This is a genomic window from Pseudoalteromonas citrea, assembly GCF_000238375.3.
Taxonomy (GTDB): domain Bacteria; phylum Pseudomonadota; class Gammaproteobacteria; order Enterobacterales; family Alteromonadaceae; genus Pseudoalteromonas; species Pseudoalteromonas citrea.
Genome location: NZ_AHBZ03000021.1, coordinates 60,302 through 73,288, shown reverse-complemented (window position 1 = coordinate 73,288; position 12,987 = coordinate 60,302). Strand labels below are relative to the sequence as shown.

16 protein-coding genes are annotated in these 12,987 nt (G+C 37.8%); 8 read left to right on the top strand and 8 right to left on the bottom strand.

The window, feature by feature from the left end; translation table 11 throughout:
* Nucleotides 1-19 precede the first annotated feature (19 nt).
* The 4 genes from rsmF to PCIT_RS12210 all read right to left on the bottom strand — a co-directional run bounded on the left by rsmF (nt 20) and on the right by PCIT_RS12210 (nt 3,752).
* Nucleotides 20-1,465: a 16S rRNA (cytosine(1407)-C(5))-methyltransferase RsmF gene (gene rsmF, locus PCIT_RS12225; protein WP_040696612.1), complete on the bottom strand. Its 1,446-nt coding sequence runs from the start codon at nt 1,463-1,465 to the stop codon at nt 20-22.
* Between the two features lie 332 nt (nt 1,466-1,797).
* Entirely contained in the window at nt 1,798-2,289 is a 492-nt protein-coding gene (locus PCIT_RS12220) for a hypothetical protein (protein ID WP_010363866.1), read from the bottom strand.
* Entirely contained in the window at nt 2,286-2,666 is a 381-nt protein-coding gene (locus tag PCIT_RS12215) for a hypothetical protein (protein WP_238348022.1), read from the bottom strand. Before PCIT_RS12215 ends, PCIT_RS12220 begins: the two co-directional genes overlap by 4 nt.
* A gap of 402 nt (nt 2,667-3,068) precedes the next feature.
* Complete coding sequence (locus PCIT_RS12210) at nt 3,069-3,752, bottom strand: hypothetical protein (RefSeq protein ID WP_010363864.1); 684 nt, start codon at nt 3,750-3,752, stop codon at nt 3,069-3,071.
* A gap of 211 nt (nt 3,753-3,963) precedes the next feature.
* Between PCIT_RS12210 and PCIT_RS12205 the strand changes: the two genes are divergently transcribed.
* From PCIT_RS12205 to PCIT_RS12195, 3 genes are all read left to right on the top strand, one after another.
* A complete protein-coding gene (locus PCIT_RS12205; RefSeq protein WP_010363863.1) occupies nt 3,964-4,245 on the top strand; it encodes a hypothetical protein in 282 nt (93 codons plus the stop codon).
* Nucleotides 4,246-4,937: 692 nt separating this feature from the next.
* On the top strand, nt 4,938-5,912 hold the full coding sequence (locus tag PCIT_RS12200; RefSeq protein WP_010363861.1) for a TolB-like translocation protein: 975 nt from the start codon (nt 4,938-4,940) through the stop codon (nt 5,910-5,912).
* 375 nt (nt 5,913-6,287) lie between these two features.
* The gene (locus tag PCIT_RS12195; RefSeq protein WP_010363860.1) at nt 6,288-6,737 is read left to right on the top strand and encodes a GNAT family N-acetyltransferase; all 450 of its coding nucleotides are present in this window, start codon (nt 6,288-6,290) and stop codon (nt 6,735-6,737) included.
* Between the two features lie 66 nt (nt 6,738-6,803).
* On the opposite strand, the gene PCIT_RS12190 is transcribed toward PCIT_RS12195, so the two are convergent.
* Complete coding sequence (locus tag PCIT_RS12190; protein ID WP_010363859.1) at nt 6,804-7,223, bottom strand: MAPEG family protein; 420 nt, start codon at nt 7,221-7,223, stop codon at nt 6,804-6,806.
* Between the two features lie 99 nt (nt 7,224-7,322).
* On the opposite strand from PCIT_RS12190, the gene PCIT_RS12185 reads away from it, so the two are divergent.
* From PCIT_RS12185 to PCIT_RS12175, 3 genes are all read left to right on the top strand, one after another.
* Nucleotides 7,323-8,048 carry a helix-turn-helix domain-containing protein gene (locus PCIT_RS12185; protein WP_010363858.1) on the top strand — a complete coding sequence of 242 codons (726 nt, stop codon included), beginning with the start codon at nt 7,323-7,325 and terminating at the stop codon, nt 8,046-8,048.
* Nucleotides 8,049-8,102: 54 nt separating this feature from the next.
* A complete protein-coding gene (locus tag PCIT_RS12180; RefSeq protein WP_192992804.1) occupies nt 8,103-9,011 on the top strand; it encodes an IS5 family transposase in 909 nt (302 codons plus the stop codon).
* Between the two features lie 61 nt (nt 9,012-9,072).
* On the top strand, nt 9,073-9,318 hold the full coding sequence (locus PCIT_RS12175; RefSeq protein WP_273542009.1) for a helix-turn-helix domain-containing protein: 246 nt from the start codon (nt 9,073-9,075) through the stop codon (nt 9,316-9,318).
* Between the two features lie 7 nt (nt 9,319-9,325).
* Here the strand turns inward: PCIT_RS12175 and PCIT_RS12170 are convergent, their stop codons facing one another.
* Nucleotides 9,326-9,715 carry a hypothetical protein gene (locus PCIT_RS12170; RefSeq protein ID WP_010366826.1) on the bottom strand — a complete coding sequence of 130 codons (390 nt, stop codon included), beginning with the start codon at nt 9,713-9,715 and terminating at the stop codon, nt 9,326-9,328.
* A 297-nt stretch (nt 9,716-10,012) separates the two neighbouring features.
* Between PCIT_RS12170 and PCIT_RS12165 the strand changes: the two genes are divergently transcribed.
* Nucleotides 10,013-10,228: a TIGR02450 family Trp-rich protein gene (locus tag PCIT_RS12165; RefSeq protein WP_010366824.1), complete on the top strand. Its 216-nt coding sequence runs from the start codon at nt 10,013-10,015 to the stop codon at nt 10,226-10,228.
* Nucleotides 10,229-10,348: 120 nt separating this feature from the next.
* Here PCIT_RS12165 and PCIT_RS12160 read toward each other — a convergent pair whose 3' ends face one another.
* Complete coding sequence (locus PCIT_RS12160; protein WP_010366822.1) at nt 10,349-10,954, bottom strand: hypothetical protein; 606 nt, start codon at nt 10,952-10,954, stop codon at nt 10,349-10,351.
* A 374-nt stretch (nt 10,955-11,328) separates the two neighbouring features.
* Here PCIT_RS12160 and PCIT_RS12155 point away from each other — a divergent pair, with 374 nt between their 5' ends.
* Entirely contained in the window at nt 11,329-12,021 is a 693-nt protein-coding gene (locus PCIT_RS12155) for a substrate-binding periplasmic protein (RefSeq protein WP_010366820.1), read from the top strand.
* A 110-nt stretch (nt 12,022-12,131) separates the two neighbouring features.
* Here PCIT_RS12155 and PCIT_RS12150 read toward each other — a convergent pair whose 3' ends face one another.
* On the bottom strand, nt 12,132-12,674 hold the full coding sequence (locus PCIT_RS12150; RefSeq protein ID WP_010366818.1) for a DinB family protein: 543 nt from the start codon (nt 12,672-12,674) through the stop codon (nt 12,132-12,134).
* Between the last annotated feature and the right edge of the window lie 313 nt (nt 12,675-12,987).

Genomic DNA, 12,987 nt, shown 5'->3' with positions numbered 1-12,987 from the left:
CAGAAAAGATATGTTCAAGTTATACCCAAGTTATCAACTGGCTATCACTAACAAGATCTCGTGGTAGGCTATTCTTAATTTTTTGCTTTTGCCATTTGCCAAGACCAACAGGCGCGCCACACAAGGTTAAGATCACCTCGCCAGTTACATTTACAGCGCAGTCAAGGCGAATATCCTTACCGTTGAAATAATCTTTGGCTTCATTTTGAGACATCGCATAGTTATTTTTACATGCTAATTGGCCTAGTGCTGTTGCAAATTCATGCTCTAATCGAATGCCGTTTTTATGGGTTGTGCCAACTTGAATACCCATGCGGGAATACTTAATTTTATTTTCGACGTTGTGAAATCCGTCAGGGAAAAGCCACAGCTCTTTATCGCGGCTCATAAGTTGACCTGAGATGGTGGTTTGCTCTATGCCAAATTGTTTTTTTGCGAGGTCAAAAAATTGCTGCTGTAGTTTTTTCTCACTTACGGCGAACGGAAAACTGCCTTTTTTAGTTTTTTGTGCTGTATTTTCTACTGACGCGGTTTTAATAAAGCGCGCAATGAAAAAGCCTTCACTGTCGTAAATTTGTGGCCAAACGTGTAAGTAGCCTTCTTCGGTAGTTGCTCTAGTAGCATCAGGAAAAAGAGAGGATAAATCATCTGTTTTTATGGCGTCAGGGAATGCGTTTAGCAACTCGTCACACACTTGCTGGTTTTCTAGGGGCGTGAGTGTGCAAGTTGAATATACTAATGTGCCGCCCGGTTTTAGAGCCATAAATGCGCTACGGATAAGCTTTTTTTGAACATCCGCAATATCGATATTAGACTCGATAGACCAATTTTTGAGTGCATCAGCATCTTTTCGAACAGTACCTTCACCAGAGCAAGGGGCGTCAAGTAAAATACTATCGAAGCATTCATACATGTAATCACCGAATATCGCCGCGTCGAAATGGGAGAGCGCACAATTGGCTATTCCCATACGCTTCATGTTAGCAGCCAGTACTTTAAGGCGTGATGAGGAAAGTTCATTGGCGATGAGTACGCCTTTGTTATCCATCATGGCGCTTAACTGTGACGTTTTAGAACCGGGCGCTGAGGCCATATCTAACACGGTGTCACTGTCTTCAATAGCGTGTTTTAGGGCAACAGGTGGCAGCATCGAACTGGCCTCTTGTACATAAATACACCCACTCAAGTGCAGCTCGGTATTACCGATAGGCAGGCTGTGTTCTTCTGTTTCAGAGCGAGTAAGCCAGAAGCCGCTGTCGCACCAAGGCACCGGCTCAATGGACCAATCATGCGCAGCGCAGTAGCTTTTAAAATCACTGACTGACATTTTTAACGTATTCACTCTGACCGAACGCCTGAGCGGGCTTTTGCAAGCTTGCAAAAAATCGTCGAGTGTTAGGTGAGTTGGAAGGTACGTTTTTACGTCGTCGATAAATGCTTCAGGAATATACGTTTTACTGTCCAAGTGGCGCTCTGTATTACAGGTTTGATTAAAGTGCGGCAATTTTAACACCGCATGATAATGGCTTAAAGGGTTTTCAAAGTTCAAATTGTCATACTGAATCGACCAGTCTTCTCTAGACATTTAATTGCTTTATAATTATGTATACTAAGGGGAAGAAAAATGTTCAAATTATAGCGTTTTTCATACTTTTCCCCTACGCTAAATGGATAATTAAAATAGTAATAAAGAGTTAAACAAAAGGGCTGACCTAGTTATAAAGTTTGAATCAATAAAAAGGCCGCTCTGTCATTTTAATTTAAAAAAAGCGCTCAGTTTAAAATAGATATTTAGTTTTAAAAATTAAATTTGTTCATTGTTTTCATTAGGTTAAATGGTCTTTTTAGCTTTTCTAAATTTGAAAATCGCTCGCGTATATCTTCAGGTAGGACAAAATAATCAGCCTTAGTTCGTTCGTAAGCTAGGGGGATTGCCATAATCAACTGGTTATACTGTTCAAGTAATAGCTGATCACTACCCTCTAAAGCCTGTAGCTTTGCAGAAAGTACAGTAAATCGCTCCAATTCATTATGCGAGCATAAATCTTGAACTTTTGCATAATGATAAGAAAAAACTGTACCTAGTACGCTCCAATCATCAGAAATGTGCTTTACGTCATCAGGGGTTATAACCACTTCTGTTTTTTGGCACTTTTCAAGCTTAATGTCATACGCTTTAATTGAGTTGTGATATTGAATAGTAAGATAGTCTTTAAGAGTTTGCTCAGACATATCCGCATATGTAAAAAATGATAAAAACATTGAAAAAAAACAAATTAAATATTTCATTTTTCAGCCACACAACCGTTATATACGGCTTTCCAAAATTGTCTTTCTTTACTTTTTTTGGCTCTAATAGCTTGAAGGCCTGATATCGTTTTTATTGTTTTTCTAGCAATGCTAGGGGAGTCACGTAATGCCTTATTAAAAGAATTAAAATCAGTTTGAGTAAGATTATAATGGCTTTTTATCATACCATTACCAACAAAAATATTTGCAAAGGTACCAACTACAATGGCAGAGCTAAGCCATTCATTAACACCTTTTATTCTTCTTATTTCTTTTACTGCCAATTTTCCACGTTCAGAGAACTCTAAATTACTAATATCGGGACATATCATATTTAATTCCTTGTTATTTATTCCATTAATAATAAAAACTATCATAGAATTTATTAAAACTGTTAATAAAAAATTGAGTGAATTTAGCTAACCCCCCTCCCCCAGAATTGATTGTTTTTCATTTACAACCTAGTACGAACGAGTTAGCAGCAGAGCTTGCTGAATTAAATCAACAGATTAACCTGCTTAAGTGTTTGGGCTAGAAAAGTGCGTATGTGGTGAAAATATCATTGATAAATCAGCGAAAATTAGATCTAATGGCAGGATAAAACGTACTGAGTAATGCAGAGATGGCTTAAGCGCGAAAGATAAGCCGATAAAATAGGCTTGCGACAATTTACGCCACTAAAAGCAAATAGCAAGCTCCCGCAGCATAAATGACACCAACTCTCAACAGAGTTAAAACTGAGAAATTGATTGGTAGTTAGCTATTTGTTCCGCGCAATTTTATACTGATATATTTATTCTTGGGTTTATTGCGTCAGCCATTTTAGAAGAGAATTGTAAAGAGCTGTTTAATACCTTTTCTTCTAACGTATGATAATCTTGGCCAAAACCGTCGTCGTGAAATTGTTTCTCAAAGCTGTTACTTAATTCATTTAGCCTAAACTTACCGTAAAAGTCTTTTGCTTCGGCATTACTGTTGACATCAAAGTAACGAACGATATCAGCCATACCTTCATGCACTTGTTTATAAGCGCTTTTCAGCTCGTCATTTGCATTTATTTGCGTTTCCAGATCGGCACGGAGTGCGTCAGCTATGCTTCCACCGACCAATTGCAGCGTGCCATCCTCTTTTTGAGCAAGATCGAGAGAGTTTAAATCTATATTGGGGTGTAAAGTCGCCTGTGTACCTTTAAATTTTTCAAACTCTTTTAGAGTTGTGGCAAAAGCAGCTTGTGTTTTATCCTGTATTTCAAAGTTTTTAACATTATATTCATACGCCTCTTGTTGAAATTTTTTTATTTCTTCGTCGCTTGCGACTGGCGTATGTTCAATCGATGCAGGGGCTGCGTTGAGCTTTTGAACTGGGGGTTGCGCTTCGATGGTAGTGGATTTTGTTTTTGCTAAAGCTGCATTATTATTGACTAAGTCATGTTGTGACTTTTGCAATGAAGATTTTATATCCATAATTTTTTCCTTGATTATTATATCTTAATATCAATGCTTTAATATAAATCCAGCCGTTTTCAAGTTTGAATTTAATATGAAGTAGTTCATTTGATTTGTTCCTTAATATTTATTATCGTCAAGATGCTTAAAAGCTTTAAGTATTTATAAATAAGAAGGATTTGATAATGATAAGTTACTAAAATATTCCTCGGTAGCTATTGCAGTGACAATGGCTGGTTCAACATTCGCTAGTAATATTGTAGTTCCTAACGTGACAGAGCAACCTGTTTCCATTTATGATTTTAGTTACTCGAGTCAAATTGAACTCAAAGGTTTGATTGAAAATAAAGAGTACAAAACAGTCGATGGCTGTGTATCAGAATATCGTGTAGAAATACCTAAATACGGGACTGAGGTGGAGTCTTTCAAAGTAAACGCCGTTTACTTTGAATTTTCGAATTATGATGATAATTCATATTTTAACGGCAAAGACCATTTGGATAACTTTTAAAAAATGGCCAATGTTTATCAATTGATTATATCCCAAAAAATAAATCCAACAGGATAGTGAAAATATTCAGTTAATACATATGAGCCTTAACTCTGTCAATAGCCACTAATGTTCTCCCAAAAAAGAAAGGCAATATAAGCCACTCGATACCAAGATATTAGTGACTATTAATATAGAATAAACGATATGGTTAGAGCAGATATAAAGCTTTGGATGACAATATGCAAACTTTGCAGGGAGTAAATAAGTTTTATGCGACATGCGACAAAGAATGACGTCAAATGGCACAAAGGGGTGGAACACAGTATTTTATCCATAGAATATCAAAAACATCAGTACGAACGTAGTGAGCATATCGACTAGCTATTTTATTTTTGTGAGTTGTGAAATCGATTTTAGGGCAGCAAAAGCGAAATAAAAGCACATTCATTGGCCGCATTTTTTAATGTTTTTGTAGTGAGCGGTAGAGAATGTAGCGCGCAATTGTAGAGTGCGTAATTATGTAAGAAATTTTTGACTGTCCCATGATTACCATGTGAGTATTATAGGGAAAATCGAGGGGCGTATAATTTGTCAGTAAAAATGTTTTGATAATCTGACTATTAGAACAGAGTTATTTGTCAAGCCGCTTGATTCAAGACACATACAATTATCAAAAAGAAAGTAAAGAGAGCTTAAAAAAGGATATTTATATGATAACGCATAAAAAAATCGCTACAGTAGGGGTGTTAATTTCAGCAATCTTTACTCAATGGTCTGTACAAGCCAATGACAAGTTAGAGACGATTTTAAACAATCTAGAACCGAGTTTGTTTGCACCAAATACAGTATCAACCAATCAATTTGAGTATGGTTCTAGTTTGTCTCCAGATGGAAAAAAGTTTGCGTTTGTTAGAGCTTTAGCCCGATTTTCACACAGCGCTCTAGTCATTTCTCACAAACAAGGAGATACTTGGCAAACCCCAACGTTGCTGCCGTTTAGTGGCGAATTTCACGATACTAATCCGTACTTCTCCAAAGACAGTAACACATTTTATTTTACCTCTAGAAGGCCGGTAAAAGGTGCGCAAAACGATATCTTTAAAATGTGGCAAGTAAGCTATGATGGCGATAAATTTGGCCTGCCTGAGTTAGTGCCAGGTAAAATTAACGGAGATCATAATGTGGTCTACCCGACTTTGCACACCAATAATGATATCTACTTCTCATCTGTGATAAAAGGAACGACGGGTGGTGTAGATCTCTTTATTTCTAAGTACCACCCAGATGGATATCAAGCGCCAATTGAGATTTCAGAGCTCAATTCCACGGCTAGTGATGCAGATCCCGAGGTTTCAACGGACGGAAAGCTGTTGTTTTTCACGTCAATGAGAGCGGGTGGTTTAGGCCACTATGATTTACATGTATCAGTTAAACAAAAAGATGGTAAATGGGGAAAGCCGATAAATCTAGGCGATAAAATCAATTCGCGCAGGATGGACTCAGATCCTATTCTATCAGCTGACGGTAATACCTTGTTTTTCTCGAGTGATAAAAACTCTGAAGTGAAAGCTGTTAACAATTATGATGAATTGCTTCAGCGACAGGAAAGTATTCATAATGGCCTTATGAATATTTATAGTGTTGATGTAACCGAGCTAAATCAATACCTTCGTAAGAAGACCTAATCTGTTCGTCAAATTGCTAAATAAATAAAAAGATGAAGGACGGCCATATGAAAAAAGGACAGTCAAAAATCCCTCGCCTATTTGGGTTGAAATGGTGAATCTATATTTATGTGCCTGCTCTATCTTATGCTGAGAACTAGAAACCTTAGAGAGAAGATGTGTTTTGTCATTAATCCAAGAGAAGCTTTCGATTTTTTTGCACCATCTAGCACTGCTCAAGGTAAAAATTACGTAAAGCAATCAGAGATAAAATACCAATATAACACCAACTCAGACACACCGAGCAGGTAGCGGCTCAGTCCAACAAACGATTATGCAGCACAAACAACGTGCTGCATAAATACGAAATAGTTATGCCTCAGGGAGGAAAGTTCATTGAAAGGATTCAGAATTAGTATAAATCACAGTGATTTGGACATTGATGTTATCTATCAGTTTATATCTCAAAGTTATTGGGCTTCTGGAATTCCTAGAGCTACTTTAGAGAAAGCGATCTCAAATTCATGGTGTTTTGGTGTGTTTGAGGAAAATGGTAATCAAGTTGGTTTCGCAAGACTAATAACAGATAAAGCTACATTTGCCTATTTAGCAGATGTTTTTGTCATTGATTGTTGCAGAGGTAAAGGGTTAAGCAAGTGGTTGGTTAAAACCATTATTGAATATCCTGAAGTTCAAGGTTTAAGGCGTTTAATGCTGGCAACTAGAGATGCACATGGCTTGTACTCGCAATATGGCTTTCGATCTGTTGAGAATCCAGAAATATTAATGCAAATTTGGCAGCCGAATGTGTACCACGACCCTATTACATCAAAAGATAATTTGTAACTTCCCGCGATTTTGTAGACCTCTAGCTTCCAGCTATAAACTGGTTTTCATACTCATCAGGTGATTTCACAATGAAGCGCTGTGCAATATATGTACATATTTGAACCAGCCAATAAATAAGCATAGAGATCCTATTACAAAGGCTATGGTGCGACGTAACAGGTGCTGGGTAAATATATGCTCTGCACAATGCCAGTATCGACTTATCACAAACATTGCTGATAATACATACCAAAACTGACCTGATACACTTTGAAGGTATAAACCATGTAGTAACACAATAAATAATATGGGCTGCTGAAACTGGTTATCGTAGTTGTTTCCTGATAGCACAGTGCGGATGGGCAGCTTATGTTTACTAACAAACATAATATCAACAACTGAAATCTGTTTTGATCTAAAAGCGACGATGCGTTGTACCATGGTAAATAACCACAGAAATCCGATTAGTGCGACCAGAAAAGCAAGCGGGTAGTGGATCCACATAAAATTAAACCTAATGAATAAGATAGAGTCACTTTACCAAACATGAAAACATCGTTAATGTGTCAAATATGACAATTTTATCGTTATAAGTGACAGCGTTTGAATGTTCTACTCATATGCCCAGATAATGTGTTGGCCAGCGGCTTAACTGGTATTATTGATGTGCTTAATATTGCAAATCTACTGAATAAGAAAAAGCTGTTTGAATGGCAAATAACGAGTTTATCGGGCAGGACACTTTACTCTAGTCAGAACACCTTTGTACAGACTGATGTTGCTTTACATGATGTACACGGGTGTGACGTGATGATTTGGGTAGGGAGCCAATTTGAGGGGCGTGAAAAGCTTTGGCAGCACTGCCATCAGGTTATTCCACATAAAAAACACATTCAGAGACTAATAGCGCAAAGTAACTATGTGTTGGCATGTTGTACTGGGGTCAGCTACCTGGCTGTGTCGGGAGTACTAACAGACCACCGTTTAACCAGCTGCTGGTGGCTAAAAACGTTTTATAACCAATATTTTCCTGATCTGCGAGTTAGCCAAGAAGCGGTATATATCCAAGACGGGAAATTCATCACTGCGGGCGCTGTGCAGTGCTACTTTCCTATGATGCTACATTTTATTCGTCAAATTGCAGGTCAACCGCTGTGTGATCAATTAACAGCTTGGCTGACTATGCCAACTTCGTACACGTCTCAGTCTCCGTTTATGGTATGCAATGCTTTTGAACAACACTCGGATCTTAAGTTACTCGAGTTACAATATTATATAAAAGATGCGCTCAATGAGTCTTTAACTGGGCCTTGTTTCCTAAATAATTGAACTTCTTTGGTTTGGTGTGATCAGATCATAAAATGCCTTAACCCATGCCTTGAAATGAAGAAGAAAATTAGGAATTGGTCACAGTACAATCGTGCTTTAGTTCAACGCGGTAACATCAACATTTGGCTAAGTGATAGTGCCATCTCAAAGTGGCAGAATACTGAAAAGCACGGTGGCCGTGGTCGTTCAAATTACTATTCTGATTTAGCAATTGAAACCTGTTTAACCTTAAGGGCCGTATTCCATTTGCCACTCAGGGCCTTAGAAGGGTTTGTAAATTCCTTACTTACTACGATGGATACCTCGCTGCAATCACCGGGTTATAGCTGTTTATGCAAACGCAGTAAAACACTTGATGTGCAATATAGAAAAAGCGCAGGCAAAGGCTTTATAGATATTGTGGTCGATAGCACGGGCCTTAAAGTGTATGGAAATGGTGAATGGCATACAAGAAAACATCGTGCGACTAAGCGCCGAACTTGGCGAAAATTGCACTTGGCCGTTGATGCGACAAGTCACGATATTGTGGGTGCTGAGCTGTCGATGGTAAATGTGTCAGATGGTGAAGCCCTTGCCGATTTAATCAGGCCACTGCGTAGGAATATAGACAGAGTCACAGGTGATGGTGCATATGACACACGCAGTTGCTATGAGGAGGTCGCAGCAAAAGGTGCGATTATGCGGGTACCGCCAAGAGAGAATGCCCAATACTGGGAAGAAGGACACCCCAGAAACAATGCCATATTTATGATGCACCAAATAGGGTTAACGCAGTGGAAAATGAATTCAGGGTACCATCTTCGTTCACTTGCCGAGACGGCGATGTATCGTTTTAAACAAGTAATGGGTGATAAGCTGAAAAGTCGTCAATTCAATAGTCAGCATACTGAAACGATGATTAAAGTGAAGGCAATAAATAAAATGAATGGGCTAGGTATGCCCAAATATCAGCAACAAAGTTAAAACTGAGAAATTGATTGGTAGTTAGCTATTTGATCAACAAGGCCCTTTAACTGTCGCAGTTTTGGCAAAGAGGTTATACGTGTGTGAAAGAACCTTGATCCGTCGTTTTCATAAACACGTAGGTTTATCACCGTCGGCATATGTCAGGCTTGCTCGTTTAGAAAAAACTAAATTTTTACTGCGCTCGACAACTGATAATTTTGATATTATTAGTGCGCATGTAGGGTATCAAGATGCAAATGCTTTAAATAAACAGTTCAAAGCACAGTATGGTACGTCAATGGTGCAATGGAGAAGAATAGGATAGAAGTAAACTACGTGGATGTTAACCACTCAATTGCATGGTGTTCATCGTGGAAGCTTTTGATTTCGAGAGAGATAGTATTAGCAAACAAATCGATTAAGTCACTCCTGAAATCTGCTGGGCTGACAACGCGGGCGACGCGAAAATGAGGTAAGAGTGTTTCAATGACTTTTGTCACTTTCAAAACATCACTCCCAGAATAATTCAATTTTAGCTCAACGACATTGAGTAGTACTTTAGTCATGTGATGTAATTGTGCAAAGTGTTGAATTTTTTCATACATATCGATAACTTCATCAGGTTTTCCACAGCCCTTTGCTGTTACTGCCACAATATCGCAAGGGTCAGTGGTGTTAATACTGTAAGTTAATGGGTGTGACGTTTGTTCAAGTTCTATCATTCGCACATATACTCGAAATGGTTGTTCTATAGGTGTAGCAAATTCAGCGGCAGTAATAAAGTAATGACCCGATCCCTTGACGTAAAACTGTCAGGGTTTAATTATTGGGGTTTGTCGATTTGTAACGTGATGGATGATGTTGGTTGGTATTATTTTACTCTTGTAGGGTTGTGATATGAAGTTGGTTTTAGCCGCAAAGGACCTCTAACTTATTAAAATTATTTTGTTTTTACGATCTGTTTTTATTATTCATACGTAAAGCTGACCTTATAGAAATTTAATTAAGTAAAATGAACAATGCATAAAATCAACCCAAAGAAATTACTTAATAGCAAATGGACGGCCGTATCACCCAAGCATAAAGAAAAGCACTTTATGGTCACGGATGTTGAGTTTGATGAAGAAGGCCACGTGTTGCACTGCATAATTGAAGCTGTGCTAACCAAGCGCGCGTTCGAAATCCAATGGTTTGACTTAAAAAATGAGCAAGAGTGGGCATTTGGATGGAGGTAACATAGACAGAGCTGCCTTGGTTAAAGGTATGTACCCTAACACCATTATAAAGTGACAAAGCGACTTGATATAATATTAGATAGCACCTTAAATACGATGTAAGCTGCTATCTATGGGACGTTATTTATTTTTATCGTTGTCGATTGAGTCAGCTATTGTACCAATATTATTTAATTGTGCGTTTAACTGATGTTCTGTTATTTCACGGTTTTGGAACGCAATTTCTAGAGATAGCACTTTAATAGCTTGGCTCAAGGCTACGAGATATAACGATGAATTATTTTGGCGGCTTCGTTTTAAATTGATCAGTAATTCATTTAACTCGCTTAACGCAGCACCCGATAAATTTTTACTGACGATGCTTTGCATAAGCAGTGTATCTAAATAGGTGGGGTAAGGAAGTGGGTTTTTAACATAGAACTCTTGCTTAAAGTTGTCACTGTCAGGCAAGTTATCAAAATACTCTATGAGTTCTTCGCTGTAATCTTGGCATGTGTCAACTGCGGTTATGGCAGAGTTTAGTAGTTTAATAACATCTTGCTTTTCTTTTCTATCACTTTCGTAATTGGTGATTGAAATAGCCAGTAGGACGCCAACTAATGTTGCGATGAGTGTCAGAATAAAGTTAATACCAAGGCTATATTGCTCAGTCGCACTTTTAAACTTAGGTAAAAAAATAATAAAGCTTATAAAAATCAGAAGTATAGTTATTATAGTATAAAACATAGCTGTGCTTGTTTTCCTTTTCATTGAGCCCACGGATATGCACGTTAATATTATCGTGATTTCTTTTCTATTACCAATCTACCTCATAATATATGTTTTAGCATCACTGTTTAAGTATCTTGTATGTATAGTGTTTTGGCGGTAATACGTAATATCTAAGTGTATTGATACAGTGTTATTGATTGAATGGTTCCCCGAATTCAACATCAAAGTGTGACACTCGCTTGTTATCAATATTGGCAACATTCTCTGAGTTCATGAAAGCGTCTATAATTAAGTTTTATGATCCTTAAAAGTCGCCATTTATGACAGTTGTAAAACTCATTCTATGCTGTTACCTCCTGTGTTTTATTACCCCTGTGCACAGCGCTATCATGTCTGAGCAATGCAAGAAAATTGGCATAGTAGCAAGTTGGCCGCCGTTAACTGTATTCGATGCTCAAGGTGCCACAGGGTTGGATGTTGAAATTGTGCAACGTATATTTGAGCGTGCAAAAGTGTGTTACCAATTTGTGAGACTGCCCTCTAGTGCCAGAACGTTCGAAGAAATGCAAAAAGGGACGATTGATGTGGCAACAATGACCAGCTACACCAAGTCGAGAGAGATGTTTGGCACGTTTTCTGTGAGTTATCGAGAAGAGAAGATGCGGCTTATCTCTATGAAAAAGCCTACTAATATAGAAAAATTAACCTCTATTTTGGATCAAGATCATACAATCGGTCTGAGCATTGGTTCGTATTATGGGGAAGAGATCAGGCAGCTTATGTCTGATCCCACATTTGCAGAGCAATTTATTGGCCTTGCGAGTGCGAATAGCCGAATAGCTTTGTTAATGAAAGGTCGGGTTGATTTTATTGTTGATGACTTAATTAGCGCTCATTACTACAAAACGAAACTTGGTCACGTGAGCTTAAAAGTATGGCCTTATGTGGTACATGACAATCCGGTTCATTTGCTATTGAGCCATACTGCGTTCACTCACACTGAGATATCGGCTATTAACTTGGCTATTAAAGGTCTTCAAAACGATATTGATGCCATAGTGATGAGTTATCTCATTAATTGATGCTGTTAAAAGTGCCTATTAATGTATGTGGTACCACGCTTTGGCAGAGCAATTTTAGTTTGCTCTAATAGGGGATGCCATATTCAATATCATTTCGATTTTGTATATATTTAACTATGAGTATCAGGTATTTCAAGTAAAAAGTCAGTTGGGCCAACATCATGCTGCATTTGACTAAATAGGGTGGTTAATTGCCCTCTATGGTGAGTTTGATGGTTAAATAGATGACTGATGAGTTCGCCAAAATCACGTCTACTTATAACACCTTGTGAGTTTGTATATTGTAACTGGTTATCGAAATCACGCTCTTGTGTGTCATTTTTAAGCCATGATCCGATTAATGAATCGACCTCTTTGCGTGTGGTCTGTAATGAGTGAAAGTCTGAATATAAAATATCATCTAAGCGCTTAGGGTAGGGGAAGTTAGATAAACGGTGTAAGGTTGTATACCTTTCAGAGAACTGTGAAAACCTAGTTAACCAAACAAGATCGCCGATGAGTATGTGATTTAGCGTGCCAATAATTGATTTAAAAAACGCGCCACGGTTTTCATTGAGCGCCTCTTTACTTAGAGTTTGTGCAACACTATAAATCTGTTTATTCATTCTTGTATTGTGATCTGACATTAATATAAAGTGATTTCTTACATTCATAACTAGCCTATTGTACGTCAGCGAGTATTATCGACCTGACTTTATCTAGTTAACATCAGGTTTTTTAGCTGCAATATTATTAATCCACAGTAACATGCTCAGAGTCAATTTTTATGCATATTTATTGGAAGTTCAACAAACTACTATGTTATTTTGCAAAAATTTCATTCTGATTATTGCAATTATTTTATGCGCTTTATGCAGCAATTTGTTTACTCTTTAAAAAGGCTCGAATTCAGATAATATGGCTGGTGTCACAAATCAACACTTCGGCTTTTTACGGTTCTATTGGTGTTTTTTTATTATGCTTATG